Raw genomic sequence first — 19,954 nt, 5'->3', positions numbered from 1 at the left:
GATGAGCAGCGGGACGTGGCGTGCGGTGCGGGTACTGGCCGCGGCCACCGCGGTCGGGCTGATCGCGGGGTGCGGGTCGACGATCGAGGGCTCGCCCAGGGCGGAGGGGGCGTCCTCGTCCGGGGACACCGAACAATTCACGGCCCTGCTGGAGGAATGCAACGCTGTCGCGGACGAACAGATCGCCCAGACCGTCGGTGCAGACGCCATCGAACGGGGCTTCTTCGGCGCGATCTGCCGCTGGGACGCGGTCGGCGCCAACGGTCCCGTGAAGGTGACGTTCAACTGGTTCGAGACGGGTTCCCTCGACACGGAGAAGTCGACCGGCGAGAAGCTCGGGTACACCGTGGAGTCCTCCACCATCCAGGGCCGCAAGGCCGTCGTGATGCGTCCCCCCGGCGATCCGGGGGCGTGCGGAGTGACGGTCGGATCTCCCTCCGCGGGCGTCGTCGGCTGGTGGGTACAGTTCCAGACGGGGGCGGCAGACCCGTGTGAAGCGGCATCGACGCTTGCGGATCTGACGCTCAATCTGAGTAGTTGATGTGCCCGTGTCCGTACCGACAGCTCCGAGCAGTACCCCACATCGCAGGTCAGCCCTTACCACTGCCAGCCCACTTTGACCTTCCGGCGCGCCGCCGGGTATCGTTGTGGGTCGTGTCCGGCATGCCCGGGCCGATCTGTGTGCCTAGCGAGGTATTGCCGTGCGCGCGTTCGTGCAGATATCTGCATGGAACGAGCATCCGGCTGCCTGTGTGGGGGTATGCGACACACCCGACCTCGGGTGCAGCTCGAGGTGCGGGTGAGGGGCAGCAGCTCTCTTGCCCCAACTGCTAGATCCCTAATTTCAGAACAGCCAAGGTTGCTTGTCCAGAGCAGTCTGTTCAACACGAAGAAAGCCGGTAAATGCCAACCATCAACCAGCTGGTCCGCAAGGGCCGCCGCGACAAGACCGCGAAGGTCAAGACGGCAGCCCTCAAGGGCAGCCCGCAGCGTCGTGGCGTGTGCACCCGCGTGTACACCACCACCCCGAAGAAGCCGAACTCGGCGCTCCGTAAGGTCGCGCGTGTGCGCTTGACCAGCTCCGTCGAGGTCACCGCTTACATCCCGGGCGAGGGTCACAACCTGCAGGAGCACTCGATGGTGCTCGTCCGCGGTGGTCGTGTGAAGGACCTCCCCGGTGTGCGCTACAAGATCATCCGTGGCTCGCTCGACACCCAGGGTGTCAAGGGCCGCAAGCAGGCCCGCAGCCGCTACGGCGCCAAGAAGGAGAAGAGCTAATGCCACGTAAGGGCCCCGCTCCGAAGCGTCCGCTCATCAACGACCCGGTCTACGGTTCGCCCCTGGTGACGCAGCTCGTCAACAAGATTCTCCTGGACGGCAAGAAGTCCACCGCCGAGCGCATCGTCTACGAAGCACTCGAGCAGGCGCGCGAGAAGACCGGCACCGACCCGGTCGTCACCCTCAAGCGCGCACTGGACAACGTCAAGCCTGCCCTCGAGGTCCGCAGCCGCCGTGTCGGTGGCGCCACCTACCAGGTGCCGGTCGAGGTCCGTCCGGGCCGCTCCACCACCCTCGCGCTCCGCTGGCTCGTGACCTTCTCCCGGCAGCGCCGCGAGAAGACCATGGTCGAGCGTCTCGCCAACGAGCTCCTCGATGCCAGCAACGGCTTGGGTGCCGCTGTTAAGCGCCGTGAGGACACTCACAAGATGGCCGAAGCCAACAAGGCATTCGCCCACTACCGCTGGTGACGTCACGTCGGAGCAGTCACCTACCGTGACTGCTCCGGCGTCGTCGCACGTCGGGCCCCTACCGGGGACCGGCTGATCTACAACTCGAGACAACGGCCCCGCTGGTGGAACACCGGGGAGGCCGACACCCGATACACGAGCTACGAGCGGGGAAGAATCCTGTGGCACAGGAAGTGCTGACCGACCTGAACAAGGTCCGCAACATCGGCATCATGGCGCACATCGATGCCGGCAAGACCACGACCACCGAGCGCATCCTGTTCTACACCGGTGTCAACTACAAGATCGGTGAGACGCACGACGGTGCCTCGACCACGGACTGGATGGAACAGGAGAAGGAACGCGGCATCACGATCACCTCTGCCGCGGTGACCTGCTTCTGGAACAACAACCAGATCAACATCATCGACACGCCGGGCCACGTCGACTTCACCGTCGAGGTGGAGCGTTCGCTCCGCGTGCTCGACGGCGCCGTCGCAGTGTTCGACGGCAAAGAGGGCGTCGAGCCCCAGTCGGAGCAGGTGTGGCGTCAGGCCGCCAAGTACGACGTTCCGCGCATCTGTTTCGTCAACAAGATGGACAAGATGGGCGCGGACTTCTACTTCACGGTTCAGACCATCATCGACCGCCTCGGCGCGAAGCCGCTCGTCCTGCAGCTGCCGATCGGCGCCGAGGACGATTTCGACGGCGTCGTCGACCTGGTCGAGATGAAGGCTGTCACCTGGCGTGGCACGGTCGCCATCGGCGCCGAGCCCACCATCGAGGAGATCCCGGCCGATCTCGCCGACAAGGCTGCCGAGTACCGCGAGAAGCTGCTCGAGACGGTTGCCGAGTCCGACGAGAAGCTCATGGAGAAGTACTTCGCCGGCGAGGAGCTCTCCGTCGAGGAGATCAAGGGCGCCATCCGCAAGATGACGGTCAACTCCGAGCTGTACCCGGTGCTGTGTGGTTCCGCGTTCAAGAACAAGGGCGTTCAGCCCATGCTCGACGCGGTCATCGACTACCTGCCGAACCCGCTGGACATCGGCGAGGTCCAGGGTCACGCCCTGGGCAACGAAGAAGAGATCCTCACGCGTAAGCCGAGCAAGGACGAGCCGTTCTCGGCTCTGGCCTTCAAGATCGCTTCGCACCCGTTCTTCGGCAAGCTGACGTTCGTCCGCGTGTACTCCGGCCGGATCGATCCGGGCGCCCAGGTCATGAACGCGACCAAGGGCAAGAAGGAGCGCATCGGAAAGCTCTTCCAGATGCACGCCAACAAGGAGAACCCGGTCGACGAGGCCGTGGCCGGCCACATCTATGCGATGATCGGTCTGAAGGACACCACGACCGGTGACACCCTGTGCGCACAGGACGCGCCGATCGTGCTCGAGTCCATGAGCTTCCCGGACCCGGTCATCCAGGTCTCGATCGAGCCCAAGACCAAGTCCGACCAGGAGAAGCTGGGCACCGCGATCCAGAAGCTCGCCGAAGAGGACCCGACGTTCTCCGTCGAGCTCGACGAGGAGACCGGCCAGACCGTCATCGGCGGCATGGGCGAGCTCCACCTCGACATCCTCGTCGACCGTATGCGTCGCGAGTTCAAGGTCGAGGCCAACGTCGGCAAGCCGCAGGTTGCCTACCGCGAGACCATCACCAAGAAGGTCGAGAAGCACGACTACACCCACAAGAAGCAGACGGGTGGATCGGGCCAGTTCGCCAAGGTGATCATCGCGCTGGAGCCGTTCGTCGGCGAAGACGGTGCCACCTACGAGTTCGAGAACAAGGTCTCCGGCGGTCGTATCCCGCGCGAGTACATCCCGTCCGTGGATGCAGGCGCGCAGGACGCGATGCAGTACGGCGTTCTCGCCGGCTACCCGCTGGTGAACCTGAAGCTGTCGCTGCTCGACGGTGCTTACCACGACGTCGACTCGTCGGAAATGGCCTTCAAGGTCGCCGGTTCGCAGGCGCTGAAGGAAGCCGCCCGCAAGGCCGGCCCGGTCATTCTCGAGCCGCTCATGGCTGTCGAGGTCACGACACCCGAGGAGTACATGGGTGACGTGATCGGCGACCTGAACTCCCGCCGTGGCCAGATCCAGGCCATGGAGGAACGCAGTGGTGCCCGTGTCGTGAAGGCGCTGGTTCCGCTCTCGGAGATGTTTGGTTACATCGGTGATCTGCGGTCGAAGACCCAGGGCCGGGCGAACTTCTCCATGGTGTTCGATTCCTACGCAGAGGTTCCCGCGAACGTCTCGAAGGAAATCATCGCCAAGGCGACCGGCGAGTAACCTCGGTTCCAGCCGGCCGAAGCACGACCCAGTAATAACAACCGCACTGCTGCATACCGCAAGCATCAATCAGTCCAGGAGGACACACAGTGGCGAAGGCGAAGTTCGAGCGGACGAAGCCGCACGTGAACATCGGCACCATCGGTCACGTCGACCACGGCAAGACCACGCTGACCGCGGCCATCACCAAGGTTCTGCACGACGCGTACCCGGATCTCAACGAGGCCTCGGCCTTCGACGAGATCGACAAGGCTCCTGAGGAGAAGGCTCGCGGTATCACGATCAACATCTCGCATGTTGAGTACCAGACCGAGAAGCGCCACTACGCGCACGTCGATGCTCCCGGTCACGCCGACTACATCAAGAACATGATCACCGGTGCGGCGCAGATGGACGGCGCCATCCTCGTGGTCGCGGCCACCGACGGCCCGATGCCCCAGACGCGTGAGCACGTGCTGCTCGCCCGCCAGGTCGGCGTGCCGTACATCCTCGTCGCCCTGAACAAGGCCGACATGGTGGACGACGACGAGATCATCGAGCTCGTCGAGATGGAGGTCCGTGAGCTCCTCGCTGCGCAGGAGTTCGACGAGGACGCTCCGGTTGTCAAGGTCTCCGCACTCAAGGCGCTCGAGGGCGACCCGGAGTGGACCAAGAACATCCTCGAGCTCATGGCTGCGGTCGACGAGTCCATCCCGGACCCGGTCCGCGAGACCGAGAAGCCCTTCCTCATGCCCGTCGAGGACGTCTTCACGATCACCGGTCGTGGCACCGTCGTCACCGGTCGTATCGAGCGTGGCGTGATCAACGTCAATGAGGATGTCGAGATCGTCGGCATCAAGGAAACCAAGACCAAGACCACGGTCACGGGTATCGAGATGTTCCGCAAGCTCCTCGACTCGGGCCAGGCCGGTGACAACGTCGGTCTGCTGGTTCGTGGTATCAAGCGCGAAGATGTCGAGCGTGGACAGGTTGTCGTCAAGCCCGGCACCACCACCCCGCACACCGAGTTCGAGGGCCAGGCGTACATCCTGTCCAAGGACGAGGGCGGCCGCCACACGCCGTTCTTCAACAACTACCGTCCGCAGTTCTACTTCCGTACCACGGACGTGACGGGCGTTGTGACGCTGCCCGAGGGCACCGAGATGGTCATGCCCGGTGACAACACCGAGATGTCCGTCAAGCTGATCCAGCCCGTCGCCATGGACGAGGGCCTGCGCTTCGCGATCCGCGAAGGCGGCCGTACCGTCGGCGCCGGCAAGGTCACGAAGATCAACAAGTGATCTAGCTCCACCAACGCCAATGGCGCTCACCCTCCGGGGTGGGCGCCATTGGCGTTTTCGGGGTGTGACACTCAGCGGTAGTTCAACGCATCCCATTCTCGGATGTCGCTGGGATGCGCGATGCCCTCGAGGACGAACGGGTCGCGGGCGATGAATTGTTCTGCGCGCTCGCGGCTGCTGAAGACCGCCATGGACCCGTTGCTCGCCGGGTCGTCGAACGGTCCGATACCGAGCAGCCCACCTTCCGCGGCGAACGCGTCGAGGTACTCCCGGTGTCGTGGATAGATCTCCGGAATCCGGGCGGCGGTGGTCGGATCGGTCGCGTAGAACACCACGTATTCCATGGCACCGAACCTACCGAGACCGCAACGCCCCGTGTCAGCTTTCGACGTGCACCGGGTGGTCGGCGCGGTCGAGGTGGAGCAGGACCTGGGTGGCGACTTCTTCACCGCCGAGGGTCGATGCGACCCAGGATGCGACGTCCTCGGATTTGCGGGTGAAGTCGTACAAGTCGAGGGTGGGGTCGGCGGTCACGACGATAGACAGGGTGGGGAGTCCGCGTTCGATGACGGCGCGAGCGCGTGTCTGCCGGACGCCGGGGTACTGCGCGAGTTCGCTGGCGACCCCGTTGGCGAGGGAGCCGAGGTCGACGGTGACGTAGGTGCCCGATTCGCGATCCGGAACGGCGACGGGGGACGTGCGTCGCCGGGTGAGGTCCAGGGCGAGGAGCACGATCCCGAAGACCAGCCCCACGACGACCGTCGCGGCGAGCGCCCAGCCCCACCAGTCCTGGTCGGGGAGTGCGGTGACGCGCGCGCGGTCGTACCGCGACACCCATTCGCGGACGATCGGAACGTGCAGGTCCCAGGCGAGGGCGTACGCGCCGAATCCGAGGAGTGCGAGCCCGACGAGCAGGACGATGACCCGGTTGACGGCTGCGGTCCGATGTCTCACGGTTTCACCTGCACTCGAAGTTCGGGGGACGTGCCGAGCAGCGACAGCGTCGGTTCCACGGCCTCGCGGACGGAGATGGCCACGTCGCCGGCGGGTGTCGACTCGGTGCGCACCACGCGGACGGTGACGTGCTTGCGGTCGACCGTCGTGTGCGCCGACAGCACCCCGGGAACGGTCTTGGCGTGGCTACTGGAGTTGCGAGCGAGGTCGGTGGGGCGGAGCCAGACGATCGGGGTGTCACCGACTGCGAGCGGCAGGTGGGTGCGCGGCCGCGGTTTGAGGGCCGCGACGATGAACACGACCCCCAGCACGATCGCGCCTGCGGCGACGGGGACGATCCACTCGGACCAGTGCAGCCGGCCCAGCCATTGCACGGTGTTGCGGATCCAGGGCGCGTTGGCGAAGGTGCCGCGCATGATGAGCAGCTCACGCGCTGCGACGACCGCGAGACCGAGGGCTCCTACGGCGACGATGATCGCGGCGGGCACAGCGGCCGGGGTGGCGCGCGGCGTGCGTGGCCGGAGGGGCGCCACCGGAGCGGGTGGCACGGCCGGATCGCCTTGCTCGGAGTAGCGGCCTTCGGTCGAACTGTCCTCGGGGGCGGCGGATTCCGTTCCGACGACCACTATGTTGAGTTCGATGACCGGCATGCCCGTCATCTGCTCGACCTGACGGTGCACCTGCGCGCGGAGCCGGCGGTTGACGAGGTCGAGGTGGCACGGCCACTGCACGGCGATGTACAGGTTGATCGCGACGGCGCCCGCTCCCGTCGAGACGTCGGCGCGGGGGAGTTCCCGCCCCGTCAGGCGGGAGAGCCCACCGGACTGCTTGACGACGCCGGGTACCTGGAGCGCTGCGGCGACGGCGATCTTCACGACGGCGCGCTCCTTGATGACCAATTCGCCGCGCAGGGCGGTGTCGTCGAGCGCCGCGTCGTCGTGGGGACCGGCGGGGGGTGCGGTGAAGGGTTCAGCCACGGCCGCGGCTTCGGAGGATGGCGCCGAGGTCGAGGTGGCCGTCGCGGTGCGCGCCGACGGCCATGCCCAGCGCTCCGAGGAGGACGGCGAAGACGAATCCGCTGAAACCACCGAGGATGCCGGCGATGGCGAGAAGTAACCCGACGATCAGGCCTGTGATTGTGCTGTTCATTGAGATTGTCCTGTCTCTGTCAGGAGATCTTCGATGGTCACGTCGACGGGGACGTCCACCAGCGATTCCACTGCGGCCCGCACTCTTTCGGCGGTGTCGACGACGTTGGCGGGGTAGCGAGCCGCGAGGTGGACCGCACAGGACGTGGGGCCGACGGTCACCCCGGTCACCCGGCGTCCGGGCAGGTAGGTCGCGACTTCACCGAACGCGCCGCCGTGCATCGCTGCCACTCCGGGGGTTGCGAGGACGGCGGCGACGATGCGTTCGGAGATGTCCTCGGCGTGGGTGTCCGGTGGAAGTGGTCCGGTCACTGCACCCTCGGTTTGCCGTCGAGCTCGGATGCGGCCTCGGATTCGTCGAACAGCATGACGTCGAAGACGGTGATGTTCACTTCGGTCACTTCGAGCCCGGTCATGCGCTCGACGGCCGCGATGACGTTGCGGCGGATGCCGACCGCGAGTTCGTGCAGTGCGACGCCGTATTCCGCGACGATGCCGATGTCGATGGCGGCCTGTTTCTCGCCGACTTCGACGGCGACGCCCTGGGCGTGGTTGACGCGGGCGCCGGGGATCCGATCGCGGAGGGCGCCGACAGCGCGTGCGGTGCCGCCGCCCACGTCGTAGACGCCGTTGATCTCACGGGTGGCGATCCCGGCGATCTTGGCGACCACGGCGTCCGCGATGATGGTCCGTCCCTCGGAACTGACGAGTTCCGGCGTCGCCCCGGCACCGAACTGCACGCGGCTGCGTGCGCCTGAATCGCTGGTCATCGTGGATCCCCTTCGAGTCGCCTGGCTTCTCCTCAACAGTAATGATCACCGACCGTACGCGGGGTCTCCCACGCGCCTTTCCGTCCGCGGATCCCGTGACGGGAGGCACCCAAAAATATTTGATATGACTACCCGGTAGCATCTGACGTGATGCAGGTAACAAAGGCACGGCACGACGGAAGGAACCCCATGGCGGAAGAGCCCACCGGTGAGGACGCCGCTCCCCAGGCCAGGACTTCCGCCGTCACCGCGGGTGTGGCGGTTCTCGCCGTCCTCGCACTCGCATTCGTCGCGGTCAGCGGCTACTTCGGCTACACACACCGGCAGGCGGAGCAGGAGGCTCAGCAGAGATCCGAGATCCTCGAAGCAGCGCGGCAGGGCGTCGTGAATCTGACGACGATGGACTACGAGCGGGCCGACGAAGACGTGCAGAAGGTGCTCGACGGCTCGACCGGAGAATTCCGCGACGAATTCGAAGCCCGATCCAAGGACCTCATCGCGGTCATGCAGGAGGCCAAGGTCAAGTCCCAGGGGGAGGTGCGCCAGGCTGCGATCGAGACGCAGAACGGCGACGCCGCGGACGTGCTCGTCGCGGTCGCGCAGAAGGTGTCCAATGCGGGCGGCGCGGCCGAGGAGCCGCGCGGTCAGCGGATGCGGGTGACGATGCAACTCGAGGACGGCACGTACAAGATCGTGAAGGCAGGGTTCGTGCAGTGAGTACCGACGCATCGCCGAAGTCGCGCAGACTCCTCCTGATCCTGGGCGCGCTCACCGTCGTCGCGGCCGTGCTGGCGGGGGTTCTTTACTTCACGCTCTACCGACCCGACCGGCGCGTCGACGACGCCGTCCGGGCCACCGTCACCGACACCGCGTCGCAGGGCGCGATCGCCCTGCTGACCTACAAGCCGGACACGGTGGAGAACGACGTCGGCACCGCGAAGGAACGCCTGACGGGGGAGTTCCTCGACTACTACACACAGTTCACGACGGACGTCGTCGTCCCGGCGGCCAAGGAGAGCCAGGTCGCGACCCAGGCGACGGTGGCCGCCTCCGGTCCCGTCGAGGTCGCGGCCGACACGGCGACGGTGCTGCTGTTCGTCAACCAGACCACCACCAGCGCCGCGAAACCGGAAGCGGCGGTGACGGCGACGAGCATCACCGTCGAGCTCACCAAGTCCGGCGACAACTGGCTGATTTCCGGCTTCGATCCGGTTCAGTCGTCCGGGTAGCGTTGGCGCCCATGAGTACTCTTCGAGAGGTCGGCGACCGCGAGTCGTGGCGTTGCTGGCTGTGTGACGAACCGGTGGACCCCGACATGTCGGTCAACGATCCGCGTGGCCCCAGCATCGACAGCGTCGTCACCGCGAAGAAGGCCAAGGCGAAGGGCGGCGTCGAACGCCTCGCGCACCGGGCGTGCAACACCAAGAAGGGTGCCGTCAAACCGGTCGTGCCGTGGCCCGACCGGTTGTTCGTCGTCGATCCCGCCCCGATCATCGGTGTCGTCGAACAACTCGGCCGCAAGGGCGGACGGGTCGCGGTGGCGCGGTGCCCGGGCAAATCGGACGCCGAGGACGCGGCGGAGTGGTTGCTCGACAGGTTGTCCCGCCTCGCACCGGAACTGAACGTCGAGACGCAGATCGACGCCGCCGGTGGTGCGTACCTGCTCGTCCTTCGCACCGCCTGACCCGTGAGCCGCACGAGGGAGTAACGTCGGGACCAGAACATGAATCCGACCTCGAGTGCGAAGGAATTCCGATGAATCTGGCCTTGACCGACGAGGAGCTGGCGTTCCGCGACGAGATGCGAACGTTCTTCACCACGCAGATTCCGGCGGAGATCCGCGAGCGGTATGCGCGTGGTGAAGAAGTGGGGAAGGAAGGGTTCATCGAGTCCCAGCGGATTCTGAACGCCAACGGGCTCGCGACGCCGCACTGGCCGGTCGAGTGGGGCGGCCGCGACTGGACTCCGGTGCAGAAGCACATCTGGCTCGACGAACTGCAGCTCGCCTCGGTGCCCGAACCGCTCGCGTTCAACACCAGCATGGTCGGCCCCGTCATCGCGGCGTTCGGATCGCAGGAGCAGAAGGAGAAATTCCTTCCCCCGACCGCCAACCTCGACATCTGGTGGTGCCAAGGATTCTCCGAACCCGAGGCCGGCTCCGACCTCGCGTCGCTGAAGACCCGTGCCGTCCGCGACGGCGACGACTACGTGATCAACGGCCAGAAGACGTGGACCACCCTCGCGCAGCACGCCGACTGGATCTTCGTCCTCGCCCGCACCAACCCGGACGCCCCCAAGAAGCAGGCCGGCATCTCGTTCATCCTCGTCGACATGAAGACGCCCGGCGTCACGGTGCGCCCGATCAAGCTGATCGACGGCGGCTACGAGGTCAACGAGATTTTCTTCGAGGACGTGCGCGTGCCGGCCGAGAACCTCGTGGGCGAGGAGAACCAGGGCTGGAGCTACGCCAAGTTCCTCCTCGGCAACGAGCGCACCGGGGTGACCCGGCTGGGATTTTCCAAAGTCCGTCTCGCGCAGGCGAAGGAACGCGCCGCCGAGATCTCGGTCGGCGAGGGGACACTACTCGACGACCCGCTGTTCGCCGCCCGCATCGCCGAACTCGAGAACGAGATCATCGCGCTCGAACTCACCCAGCTGCGGGTGGTCGCCAGTTCCGCCGACGGCAAGCCGAACCCGGCGTCGTCGCTGCTGAAGCTGCGTGGGTCCGAACTGCAGCAGGCCACACTCGAACTGCTCACCGACGTCGCGGGACCCGACTCCCTGCCCTTCGCCGCAGGTGACGGCATCTCTTCGCCTCTCTGGGCGCAGCGGACGGCTCCGACCTACCTGAACTACCGCAAGGTTTCCATCTACAGCGGATCGAGCGAAGTGCAGCGCAGCATCATCGCCTCCTCGATCCTCGGATTGTGAGGGCGTGACATGGACTTCGAACTGACCGACGAACAGAAACTGCTGCGCGACACCACCCGCGAACTGCTCGGGCGCAGCTACGACGCGGAGAAGCGCAACGCCGTCACCGACACCGAGCAGGGGTGGAGCCCTCAGGTGTGGAAGCAACTCGCCGAGGTCGGACTGCTGGGTCTGAGCTTCGACGAGGAAGACGGCGGTATGGGCGCCGGACCTGTCGAGGTCGCGTCGGTGATGACCGAGATCGGCCGCCGCCTCGCGCCCGAACCCGTCCTCGACGCCGTGCTCGTGCCCGGCGGCCTGATCGCTGCGGCCGGCAGCACGGAGCAGCGTCGCCGGATTCTGCCGGACGTGTCGGAGGGCAACCTCCTGCTGGCCTTCGCCGATCGGGAACCGGGTGTGCGCTGGCCGTCCACCCAGGTGTCCACGATCGCGAAGAAGGACGGCGACGCGTGGACCCTCACGGGCACCAAGAACCCCGTTCCGCACGGCGGCAGCGCGAACACTCTGGTCGTCACGGCGGCACTCCCGGACGGTGGGGTCGGACTGTTCCTCGTCGACGCCGATGCCAGCGGCCTGACCCGCACCGCCTACGCGACCCACGACGGACTGCGGGCCGCGCAGGTGGAACTGTCGGACACCCCGGCTGAGCCTCTCGGTACGGGCGGCGACGCGTCGTCGGCGATCGAGAGCGCGCAGATCCGGGCGCAGGCGGCACTGTGTGCGGAGGCCGTCGGCGCGATGGAGGAAGCGCTGCGACTGACCACCGAGTACCTGAAGACCCGCAAGCAGTTCGGTGTCCCGATCGCGAAGTTCCAGACGCTCACGCATCGTGCGGCCGACATGTACGTGCTGCTGGAACTGGCTCGTAGCATGAGTCTCTACGCGACGATGTCGCTGGCCGACGGAACCGTCGATCCGGTGGTCGCCTCCCGCGCCAAGCTGCAGATCGGCCGCTCCGCCCGCACGATCGGGCAGGAAGCGATCCAGATGCACGGCGGCATCGGCATGACGGCCGAGTATCCGGTCGGGCATTACGTGAGCCGGTTGACGGCCATCGAGCACACCCTCGGCGGGTCCGACGACCACCTGCGGGTGCTCGCGTCGGCGACCACCCAGGGGACCGTCAGCATCATCTAGCCGCGCCCGTGAGTACTTATTAACCGCGGGCGGTTAATAAGTACTCACGGGTCCAGGTCTCGGATTGGTATCGGAAAGAGCGTTTTCGACGTGTCGCACGGGGACCCCAGTGTGACGCAGCTAACGTTCTGCGCGCACACCAGAACTCACGGGGGATGTACGTAATCTCGGTGAAGGAGCATTGCCATGGGGTCCGGTCCAGTCAAAGCGATCATGTGGAGCCTGCTTTTCGTGGGACTCGTCGGTGCGGGAGTCGGGATCTCCGAACTGCACGTTCCCTGGACGGTCGCGTCGCTGATCGTCGCCTCGGTCTCCGGACTGGTCCTGCTCAGGATCCGCGCCGACGCGCACCCCGAACTGCACAGCGACCGCCGGATGGCCGCCGGCTGACCCCCGGTCACTCCGTCTGAAGACTGTCCGCCCACCTGCCGATGTCGCCGCGTTCGAGTGCGAGCGCCAGCAGTTCCGGGAACCTGTCCGGGGTGCAGGCGAATGCGGGGATGCCGAGCGCACCGAGGGCCGCCGCGTTGTCGTGATCGAACGACGGGGCGCCGTCGTCGGACAGCGCCAGCAGAACAACCACCTGGACGCCTACGTTTTTCATCGCCGACATCCGCCGCAGCATCTCCGCGCGGATCCCGCCCTCGTACAGGTCCGAGATCAGCACGAACAGCGATTCGGTCGGTCTGTCGATCAGCGACTGGCTGTAGGCGATGGCCCGGTTGATGTCGGTGCCGCCGCCGAGTTGCGTGCCGAACAGCACGTCGACGGGATCGGACAGCTTGTCGGTGAGGTCGACGACCGCCGTGTCGAACACGATCAGCGACGTCTTCAGCGCGCGCATCGAGGCGAGGACCGCGCCGAACACGGACGCGTACACGACGCTCGACGCCATCGACCCGGATTGGTCGATGGCGAGGACGACGTCGCGGTGCACGGCCTGCGATCGGCGGCCGTATCCGAGCAGTCGTTCCGGCACCACCGTCTTGTACTCGGGGAGGTAGTGCGCGAGGTTGGCGCGGATGGTGCGATTCCAGTCGATGTCGCGGTACTTGGGGTTGGTGATGCGGGCAGACCGGTTCAGGGCACCGGTGACGGCTGTCCTGGTCTTCTGCGCGATCCGTTCCTCCACCTCCCGGACCACCTTCTCGACGACCATCCGGGCGGTGGCCTTGCTGGTCTCGGGCATCACCCGGTTCAGGCTCAGCAGCGTGCCGACGAGGTGGACGTCCGGTTCGACGGCGTCGAGCAGTTCGGGTTCGAGGAGCAGCTGGGTGAGGCCGAGCCGGTCGATGGCGTCCTTCTGCATCACCTGCACGACGCTGCTCGGGAAGTAGGTGCGGATGTCGCCGAGCCAGCGCGCGACCTTCGGCGCCGATCCGCCGAGACCCGCGCCGCGACGGCGGCTCTTCGACCCTTCGCTGCTGGTGTCGTAGAGGGCGGCCAGAGCGCCGTCCATCGCCGCGTCCGCCTTGGACGCGAGACCTCCGGTGGATTCCTCGGCGGCGTTGCCCCAGCAGCCGCCACCGACGTAACCGCTCCGCGTCCTCGGTCACGACGTCACCCCCAGAATGTCCGCGACGGTCCGGATCGCGATCGTGCCCCGCCTAGCGTCGACCTCGGCGCGGGCATCTTCCGTGGACCCGCCCTCCACGGACTGCCCGATGGCCCGGCGTTCCCCGGTTTCGAACCCGCCGAACGTGCGCCGCAGCAGTGGCAGAACGTCGACGAAGTCCTGCTCGCGCAGTCCCGACACCCATCCGTCGAGCAGATGCAGCAATTGCCGGTCGTGGACCAGCAGCAGCCCTGCGCCGCCGAGGAAGCCGTCGACCCACCCCGCCTTGGCGGAGGGATCCGCGCCGACGGACAGTGCCCGCGACAGTCGGGTGGCGGACTCGGTTTCGCTGACGGTGCCTGCGTCGCGGAGCAATCGGACCATGCGTCCGATCACGAGGCCGTTCACGTCGCTGCGGTCGACGAGGCCGGCGAGTGTGCCGAGCCACCGCGCCGACGCACGATCGTCGTCGCGCAGCATCACCGCCGCGTGGACGTCGTCGACGGCGCGGCGCAGGTCGAGTGCGCTGTCGTCGTCGAGACCCGATATCGCGGTGGGCAGTCCGGCGCAGATGCGGACGAGCAGGCTGTCGGTGACGCGGGTGAGGGACGAGACGTCGGTGCCGCGGACGTCTCCGTATCGCAGCGTGCGGGTGAGCGCGGGCAGGGCATCCATCAGGTGCATCACGTCGTGGTCGAGCGTGGCAGCCGTCTCCAGTGCGCGCAGCAGCTCGGCCAGCGCATCGCCGAGATCCGACAGCAGGGCCTGTTCGAGCAGCCCGGTGAGCTGGGCGAGGGAGACATCAGCGGACGACGCCCCCTCGCGCACCGTCGCTGTAGCCGCGGCCTCGACGGTGGTTCCCCACAGCGACGCCTCGATGATCGACACCGCCAGTTCGGGTTTCCAGGTGAGGGACCACGTTTCACGGAACGTGCCGGTGCCGCGGACGTCGCTGTCGGCCGGCGTGCCCCAGTCGACACCGAGGATCTGCAGGCGGTGCAGGAGCCGGGACCGCGCGACGTCGTTGTCTCTGCGCAGGTCGAGGTCGATGGTCTTCTCGGTGGCCTGCTGCTTGAGCCGCAGGGTTTTCGCCCGCGCCCGCAGGTCGGCGTCGAGGGGAACTGTCGGGGTGTTCTCCGGGACGGCGCCGAGTGCCTCGCCGACGACGAGACGACGCGTGATGAGGTCGAGCAGGACATCGTCGCCGTCGCACATCACGGCGCGGGTGGCCTCGGTGACCTCGGAGAGACCGGCGAGCGGCCGCGCACGCATTGCTGCCAACGTGTCCGCGAGACGGACGGATTCGATGACGTGCGCGCTCGACACCGGAAGGTCCTCGTCCCGCAGTACCCGCGCGACCTTCGTGAGCCATCGGGTGATCGTCCGGTCCGGTGCGGTGAACAGGTGGTGATACCAGCCGGGGGAGGTGATCCCGGCGCCGTACCCGGACGCGGCGGACAGCCGCGAGTGCGTCCACGGCACCCACGTGAGCGAGGTCTTGATCTTGGGGAGTCCCTTGAGGATTCGCGCGTCCGCGGTGGCCGGTCCGAGAGGTCCGGCTAGTGCGGGGGCGTGCCAGGCACCGCACACCACCGCGATCCGCTGCGCGCCGCCCTTGATCACCTTCCGCAGCGTCTGCCGCATGTACGCCTCGCGCCTGCTGGTGGGTTCGTCGAGTTCGACGGTGTCCCGCAGGGCGGTCATGGCCTCGGTGATCGCGTCGAACGAGTCGGGACCCGAACCCGATTCGATGACGGCGTCCCACCAGCGTTCGGTGTCGTCGTAGCCCGCCGCGGCGGCCAACTGGGTCAGCGGATCCTCGGCACGGGGCTCGGAGTCGTCGGCGGCGAGGGTGTTGGCGGCGGGCAGGTCGCAGAAGCGGACTTCGACGCCGCGCCCAGCCGCCCACGACAGCGCCTGCCACTCCGGGGAGAACACGGCGAACGGCCAGAACGCCGCCGTCCGGGGCTCCCCGGTGGCATACGCGAGCAGGGCCACCGGAGGTTCCATGGTGTCGGAGGCGGTCAACGCGACCAGCGGATCGGCGTCCGCGGGCCCTTCGATCAGGACGGCGTCGGGGACGAATTCGTCGAGCGCGCGCCGCACCGATCGTGCCGAACCGGGCCCGTGGTGGCGGATGCCGAAGACACGGACGTCGGAGTTCACCCGGTGACCTCGCGGCACGCCCGGTAGAAGTCGGCCCAGTCCTCCCGTTCGCGGACCACGGCCTCGAGGTACTCCGTCCACACCACCTTGTCGGCGACCGGGTCCTTCAGCACGGACCCGAGGATGCCGGCGGCGACGTCGGACGGGCGGAGCACCCCGTCGCCGAAGTGCGCGGCGAGGGCGAGTCCGTTGGTGACGACGGAGATCGCCTCCGCCGTGGACAGCGTTCCGGACGGCGACTTCAGCTTGGTGCGGCCGTCGCCGGTGACGCCCGACCGGAGTTCGCGGAACACGGTGACCACGCGCCGGATCTCGTCGACGGTCGCCGGGATCTTCGGTAGTTCCAGCGAGGACCCGAGCTGCTCGACGCGCCGCGCGACGATGGCGACCTCATCCTCCTCGTCGGCGGGCAGCGGCAGGACCACCGTGTTGAACCGCCTGCGCAGCGCGGACGACAGTTCGTTGACCCCGCGGTCGCGGTCGTTCGCGGTGGCGATCAGATTGAAACCCTTGGCGGCCTGCACCTCGGTGCCCAGTTCGGGGATGGGCAGCGTCTTCTCCGACAGCACGGTGATGAGCGCGTCCTGCACATCGGCGGGAATGCGGGTGAGTTCCTCGACCCGTGCGATCCGCCCGCCCTGCATGGCCGTCATGACGGGGGACGGAACGAGTGCACCCGCTGTCGGGCCCTCGGCGAGCAACCGCGCGTAGTTCCAGCCGTACCGGATGGCCTCCTCCGGCGTCCCCGACGTTCCCTGGACGAGCAGCGTCGACTCGCCGGAGACCGCCGCCGACAGGTGTTCGGAAACCCACGTCTTGGCGGTTCCGGGGACGCCGAGCAGAAGCAGCGCGCGGTCGGTCGCGAGCGTCGCGACGGCCACCTCGATGAGCCGACGGGGACCGACGTACTTGGGGGTGATGACGGTGCCGTCGTCGAGTTCGCCGCCGAGCAGGTACGTGACGACCGCCCACGGAGACAATTTCCACGACGGTGGCCGGGGCCGGGTGTCGTGCGCGGCGAGGGCGGCGAGTTCGTCGGCGTAGGCCTGCTCCGCGTGGGGTCGTAGCAGGTCGGCCTGGGCGGCCGCGATCTCGGTCACTCGAGCTCCTTCAGGACTGTTCTGCGATGGTCGATGTTGGTGGCGACGGTGGCGAATGCCTGGTGCCAGCCGGGATCACGGGTGCGTTCGGCGGCCGCGCGGAGGAGCGGCGCCGCAGCGAACGGGAAATGCGTCTCGGCGCTGCGGAGGGTCGAGTAGTGGCTGTGCCGGGAGAACTGCCCAAGATCCTTGCCGGTCTCGGCGTGCCGCCCGGCGACGTCCTCGAGGCGGGCGATCACCCGCTCGGCCAGGTCGAGCGGCCAGGGGTGGGGCAGACCGTCCAACAGGGCGGCGCCGTCGACGCCCAGCAGGTAGGAGTCGGCGCGACCCGACAGGATGTATGCCAGGCGTTCGCGGGCGGGGACGATCGGTACGACGCGACGTTCGGTTGTCCGCCCCTCCCGGTGCAGCAGAGCAGACGCCCAGCGCGGATTGCGCTGCAGCACGGTCGCGGTGGTCCACGCCTCCGTCATCACCTCCCGCCACTGGTCTTCGATCCGGATCTCCCACGCGGTGGAGGCGGAGCCGATCATGCCTTCCCACACCGACAAGGGGGCGGCGGTGACCACCATCCGCAACCACCAGCTGCGGATTCCCTTGTTCTTGAAGTGGACGTCCTCGATGCCGTCGCGACGGGCCGAATCGTCCAGGGAGCCGGGCATGTTCACCACCAGACGGGTGCGCAGCGGCTTCTTCTCCACCCGTACCCATGCCCGGGCGCGAGCGGCCATGCGCCCGGCGTACGCGGAGTTCGGCAGCTGGCGCAGCAACTGGACCGCCTGCTGGCGCACTTCTTTCCGCCGGTCGTCGAGTGCGTGCTCGAGCAATGCGGAGTCGGCGTCGCCGAGCCCCGTTCCCAGAACGGCGATGAACGCCGCCCGGTGCTCGCCCCGTTCGGAATCCCAGGTGCGGCTCAGTTCGGCCATCGCGATCGCCGGGTTCACCGCCCGCATCGTCGTGAGCCATTGCAGTCGTTCCTGGTGTGCGCCGTGCGTCCACACGTCGGTGCGATCGGATCGGCGGACCAGCGTCGACCAGTCCGGGTTCTGCGCGGCGAGCCACTGGCCGCGGGGCCCCACCAGCCGGAGGATGCTCTCGCGGTGGGCGTCGTTGGTGCGGGCCACGGCCATCAGGTCGGCGACGAGATGATCCGGCGCGCGGTAGTTCCGCTCGGCCACGACCGCGAACCACTCGGTGAGCGTCCACGACTTGGCGGCGAGCAACTGCATCAGGTGCGACGCGGACGCCGGCGGCAACTGCAGCCGCGGGTCGTCCTCGGCGGGGGCGGGCAGCACGCGCGCGGAGGCGGCGACTCCGCCGTCGCGGTATGCGTTCTCGAGCGCGGCGGCGCCCAGCAGGGTCTCCGCCGGGTCGCCGCTGACCGCTTGTGCCAGTTCGCCGGTGGCCAGATCCTCGAACGAGGGGGCAGTCCGTGCCGTGCCGAGCAAGGCGGCGGACAGGAGTTCGCTCATCGCCGGCTCCCCGCCGCCGCGGCCGAGGGCGTGCCGGCCCCGAGCGGGTACACGTCGCCGCGATCGAACACCGACACGGGAACCAGCGATTCGCTTGTCCACTCCCCGAACAGGGTGACGGGACGGCCGCCGGACATTCCGAGGAGCCGCCACAGGACAGGGTCTTCGCCGGACAGCGGCAGCGCGCGCCCCTGCGCGTCGACGAGGAACCAGTGCCCGTCGTCGATTGCCGGGGTGACGCCGGTGAGCAGCGCCGGCCACGAGCGGACCCACGGGTCGGCGCCGACCGCGGCGGCGAAGTGGTCGAGAGCGGTGTCGACGTCGCTCGGTGCGACGGTGGTGAACGGTTCGGGGGCCTCGTGAGCGTCGCCGAACTGGGCGCGCAGCGGCGCGGCGCCGGGGTAGAAGTGCAGGGTGGCGTCGACGAGCGACCCGAGCGGCGGGACCACTGTCGAGAAGTTCGCGGAGCCGTGCGCGAAGTCCAGGAGGATCGCGCGGCGACCGTGGTCGCGGCCGATCAACCACACCTTGCGGGTGAAGAGGCGCTTCTCCTCGGTGGTCTGCATACCCAGGACCATCCACCGGTCGCGGACTCCCGGCTCGCTGCGCACGCGGTCGGTGGCCACCGGGTACCCCACGTGCGAGCGCACCGACGCCTGCAGTGGTTCCGGTAGCTCGTTCAGCCGGCGATGGGCGACGACGAGGAGGTGCAGCCTGGCGTACTCGCGGAGCAACCGGTCCGGCCAGTCGGCGCGGGTGGCCACGACGATCGGCAGGCGGCGCAGGGCGGACGCGATGCCGGGCGCCTGCGCGTCGACCATGCGGGCCGCGATGGCGTCGAACGCGGATGCCGAGATGTCGGCTGCGCCGAGCCCGCTACGGATCTGGTCGGTGAGCCACCGGTCGAGTTCGTCGAGGCCCGCCGTCACCCGCTCGGCCCGGCGTTCGGTGGCCTTCGCACCGGCCGTCGTGGTGGCCGCAGCCGCCGGCGCGGTTGCCCGCCCCGCCCGGCGGCTCAGCCACTCCGCCGCGAACGGCGGCGGTTCGGACTGCTCCGGGACCCGGCCCTGCGACCAGATCAGCAGCAGGCCGAGCGTGTGTTTGCAGGGAAATTTCCGGCTCGGGCACGAGCAGTTGTAGGCCGGGCCGGAGAGGTCGACGACCGATCGGTAGGGGCTCTTGCCGCTGCCCTGGCACAGTCCCCAGAGCGCGCCGCCGTTGCTGCCCGTCTCCGACCACGCGGTCGACAGCTTTCCGGCGGCAGCGAGCGAGCCGGCATCGGGGGCGACCGATGCGACCTGTCCCTCCGACCAAGGCGACGTCACTCCGCCACCGTAGGGGAGTTGTCCGACAGGAAGGGAGGAGGGTGCGCGGAATTGTCGGCCAACTTCGGTGTGGACGTCGGTCTCCCGTGTCAAGCTGTCGTCAG

General features: G+C 67.8%; 21 protein-coding genes and 1 pseudogene. 11 read left to right on the top strand and 11 right to left on the bottom strand.

Annotated elements, in window-relative coordinates; genetic code table 11:
- Position 1 precedes the first annotated feature (1 nt).
- The 5 genes from RHA1_RS09370 to tuf all read left to right on the top strand — a co-directional run bounded on the left by RHA1_RS09370 (position 2) and on the right by tuf (position 5,292).
- A complete protein-coding gene (locus RHA1_RS09370) occupies positions 2-541 on the top strand; it encodes a DUF3558 domain-containing protein (RefSeq protein WP_011594824.1) in 540 nt (179 codons plus the stop codon).
- A gap of 362 nt (positions 542-903) precedes the next feature.
- Positions 904-1,278, top strand: a complete 375-nt coding sequence (gene rpsL, locus RHA1_RS09365; protein ID WP_005252198.1) for a 30S ribosomal protein S12 — start codon at positions 904-906, stop codon at positions 1,276-1,278.
- Positions 1,278-1,748 carry a 30S ribosomal protein S7 gene (rpsG, locus tag RHA1_RS09360; RefSeq protein WP_005252199.1) on the top strand — a complete coding sequence of 157 codons (471 nt, stop codon included), beginning with the start codon at positions 1,278-1,280 and terminating at the stop codon, positions 1,746-1,748. Before rpsL ends, rpsG begins: the two co-directional genes overlap by 1 nt.
- Before the next feature lie 161 nt (positions 1,749-1,909).
- Positions 1,910-4,012 (top strand): elongation factor G, encoded by a 2,103-nt coding sequence (fusA, locus tag RHA1_RS09355; protein ID WP_009474623.1) that lies wholly within the window; start codon positions 1,910-1,912, stop codon positions 4,010-4,012.
- 89 nt (positions 4,013-4,101) lie between these two features.
- Positions 4,102-5,292, top strand: coding sequence for an elongation factor Tu (tuf, locus tag RHA1_RS09350; protein WP_005252203.1), 1,191 nt, complete (start codon positions 4,102-4,104; stop codon positions 5,290-5,292).
- A gap of 71 nt (positions 5,293-5,363) precedes the next feature.
- On the opposite strand, the gene RHA1_RS09345 is transcribed toward tuf, so the two are convergent.
- From RHA1_RS09345 to RHA1_RS09320, 6 genes are read right to left on the bottom strand one after another with little or no spacing between them, the layout of a single operon-like run.
- Positions 5,364-5,636 (bottom strand): YciI family protein, encoded by a 273-nt coding sequence (locus RHA1_RS09345; protein WP_009474622.1) that lies wholly within the window; start codon positions 5,634-5,636, stop codon positions 5,364-5,366.
- Positions 5,637-5,670: 34 nt separating this feature from the next.
- Positions 5,671-6,246, bottom strand: coding sequence for an Asp23/Gls24 family envelope stress response protein (locus tag RHA1_RS09340; protein WP_009474621.1), 576 nt, complete (start codon positions 6,244-6,246; stop codon positions 5,671-5,673).
- Complete coding sequence (locus RHA1_RS09335; RefSeq protein ID WP_009474620.1) at positions 6,243-7,223, bottom strand: DUF6286 domain-containing Asp23/Gls24 family envelope stress response protein; 981 nt, start codon at positions 7,221-7,223, stop codon at positions 6,243-6,245. The genes RHA1_RS09340 and RHA1_RS09335 overlap by 4 nt, the downstream gene beginning before the upstream one ends.
- Positions 7,216-7,395, bottom strand: a complete 180-nt coding sequence (locus tag RHA1_RS09330) for a hypothetical protein (RefSeq protein ID WP_005252219.1) — start codon at positions 7,393-7,395, stop codon at positions 7,216-7,218. Before RHA1_RS09330 ends, RHA1_RS09335 begins: the two co-directional genes overlap by 8 nt.
- On the bottom strand, positions 7,392-7,706 hold the full coding sequence (locus tag RHA1_RS09325; RefSeq protein ID WP_009474619.1) for an Asp23/Gls24 family envelope stress response protein: 315 nt from the start codon (positions 7,704-7,706) through the stop codon (positions 7,392-7,394). The genes RHA1_RS09330 and RHA1_RS09325 overlap by 4 nt, the downstream gene beginning before the upstream one ends.
- Positions 7,703-8,164: an Asp23/Gls24 family envelope stress response protein gene (locus RHA1_RS09320; protein WP_005252221.1), complete on the bottom strand. Its 462-nt coding sequence runs from the start codon at positions 8,162-8,164 to the stop codon at positions 7,703-7,705. Before RHA1_RS09320 ends, RHA1_RS09325 begins: the two co-directional genes overlap by 4 nt.
- A gap of 189 nt (positions 8,165-8,353) precedes the next feature.
- On the opposite strand from RHA1_RS09320, the gene RHA1_RS09315 reads away from it, so the two are divergent.
- The 6 genes from RHA1_RS09315 (at position 8,354) to RHA1_RS09290 (ending at position 12,622) form a co-directional block, all read left to right on the top strand.
- Entirely contained in the window at positions 8,354-8,881 is a 528-nt protein-coding gene (locus tag RHA1_RS09315; RefSeq protein ID WP_011594823.1) for an Rv1363c family protein, read from the top strand.
- Entirely contained in the window at positions 8,878-9,393 is a 516-nt protein-coding gene (locus RHA1_RS09310; RefSeq protein WP_011594822.1) for an Rv1363c family protein, read from the top strand. Before RHA1_RS09315 ends, RHA1_RS09310 begins: the two co-directional genes overlap by 4 nt.
- A gap of 11 nt (positions 9,394-9,404) precedes the next feature.
- Positions 9,405-9,848, top strand: coding sequence for a hypothetical protein (locus RHA1_RS09305; protein WP_005252226.1), 444 nt, complete (start codon positions 9,405-9,407; stop codon positions 9,846-9,848).
- Positions 9,849-9,919: 71 nt separating this feature from the next.
- The gene (locus RHA1_RS09300) at positions 9,920-11,095 is read left to right on the top strand and encodes an acyl-CoA dehydrogenase family protein (RefSeq protein ID WP_009474615.1); all 1,176 of its coding nucleotides are present in this window, start codon (positions 9,920-9,922) and stop codon (positions 11,093-11,095) included.
- A 9-nt stretch (positions 11,096-11,104) separates the two neighbouring features.
- The gene (locus RHA1_RS09295; RefSeq protein WP_009474614.1) at positions 11,105-12,232 is read left to right on the top strand and encodes an acyl-CoA dehydrogenase family protein; all 1,128 of its coding nucleotides are present in this window, start codon (positions 11,105-11,107) and stop codon (positions 12,230-12,232) included.
- Positions 12,233-12,418: 186 nt separating this feature from the next.
- A complete protein-coding gene (locus tag RHA1_RS09290) occupies positions 12,419-12,622 on the top strand; it encodes a hypothetical protein (RefSeq protein ID WP_005252231.1) in 204 nt (67 codons plus the stop codon).
- A gap of 7 nt (positions 12,623-12,629) precedes the next feature.
- On the opposite strand, the pseudogene RHA1_RS09285 reads toward RHA1_RS09290, so the two are convergent.
- The 5 genes and pseudogenes from RHA1_RS09285 to RHA1_RS09265 all read right to left on the bottom strand — a co-directional run bounded on the left by RHA1_RS09285 (position 12,630) and on the right by RHA1_RS09265 (position 19,850).
- Positions 12,630-13,788: pseudogene (locus RHA1_RS09285) on the bottom strand (VWA domain-containing protein).
- Positions 13,785-15,953, bottom strand: a complete 2,169-nt coding sequence (locus RHA1_RS09280; RefSeq protein ID WP_011594819.1) for a DUF5682 family protein — start codon at positions 15,951-15,953, stop codon at positions 13,785-13,787. The pseudogene RHA1_RS09285 and the gene RHA1_RS09280 overlap by 4 nt, the downstream one beginning before the upstream one ends.
- The gene (locus RHA1_RS09275) at positions 15,950-17,053 is read right to left on the bottom strand and encodes an ATP-binding protein (protein WP_009474611.1); all 1,104 of its coding nucleotides are present in this window, start codon (positions 17,051-17,053) and stop codon (positions 15,950-15,952) included. The genes RHA1_RS09280 and RHA1_RS09275 overlap by 4 nt, the downstream gene beginning before the upstream one ends.
- A complete protein-coding gene (locus RHA1_RS09270) occupies positions 17,050-18,525 on the bottom strand; it encodes a DUF5691 domain-containing protein (protein ID WP_011594818.1) in 1,476 nt (491 codons plus the stop codon). Before RHA1_RS09270 ends, RHA1_RS09275 begins: the two co-directional genes overlap by 4 nt.
- Positions 18,522-19,850, bottom strand: coding sequence for an SWIM zinc finger family protein (locus tag RHA1_RS09265; protein ID WP_011594817.1), 1,329 nt, complete (start codon positions 19,848-19,850; stop codon positions 18,522-18,524). The genes RHA1_RS09270 and RHA1_RS09265 overlap by 4 nt, the downstream gene beginning before the upstream one ends.
- Positions 19,851-19,954: the final 104 nt, after the last annotated feature.

The organism is Rhodococcus jostii RHA1, assembly GCF_000014565.1.
GTDB classification, from domain to species: Bacteria; Actinomycetota; Actinomycetes; order Mycobacteriales; family Mycobacteriaceae; genus Rhodococcus_F; species Rhodococcus_F jostii_A.
This window is presented reverse-complemented; position numbering and strand designations above follow the sequence as displayed.

Excerpts from the sequence above, each read along its gene's own strand:
- RHA1_RS09315 (WP_011594823.1), top strand. The coding sequence starts at position 8,354 with ATGGCGGAAGAGCCCACCGGTGAGGACGCCGCTCCCCAGGCCAGGACT.
- RHA1_RS09345 (WP_009474622.1), bottom strand. The coding sequence starts at position 5,636 with ATGGAATACGTGGTGTTCTACGCGACCGATCCGACCACCGCCGCCCGG.
- RHA1_RS09290 (WP_005252231.1), top strand. The coding sequence starts at position 12,419 with ATGGGGTCCGGTCCAGTCAAAGCGATCATGTGGAGCCTGCTTTTCGTG.
- RHA1_RS09305 (WP_005252226.1), top strand. The coding sequence starts at position 9,405 with ATGAGTACTCTTCGAGAGGTCGGCGACCGCGAGTCGTGGCGTTGCTGG.
- RHA1_RS09330 (WP_005252219.1), bottom strand. The coding sequence starts at position 7,395 with ATGAACAGCACAATCACAGGCCTGATCGTCGGGTTACTTCTCGCCATC.
- rpsG (WP_005252199.1), top strand. The coding sequence starts at position 1,278 with ATGCCACGTAAGGGCCCCGCTCCGAAGCGTCCGCTCATCAACGACCCG.
- RHA1_RS09270 (WP_011594818.1), bottom strand. The coding sequence starts at position 18,525 with ATGAGCGAACTCCTGTCCGCCGCCTTGCTCGGCACGGCACGGACTGCC.
- RHA1_RS09370 (WP_011594824.1), top strand. The coding sequence starts at position 2 with ATGAGCAGCGGGACGTGGCGTGCGGTGCGGGTACTGGCCGCGGCCACC.
- RHA1_RS09300 (WP_009474615.1), top strand. The coding sequence starts at position 9,920 with ATGAATCTGGCCTTGACCGACGAGGAGCTGGCGTTCCGCGACGAGATG.
- RHA1_RS09320 (WP_005252221.1), bottom strand. The coding sequence starts at position 8,164 with ATGACCAGCGATTCAGGCGCACGCAGCCGCGTGCAGTTCGGTGCCGGG.
- RHA1_RS09295 (WP_009474614.1), top strand. The coding sequence starts at position 11,105 with ATGGACTTCGAACTGACCGACGAACAGAAACTGCTGCGCGACACCACC.
- rpsL (WP_005252198.1), top strand. The coding sequence starts at position 904 with ATGCCAACCATCAACCAGCTGGTCCGCAAGGGCCGCCGCGACAAGACC.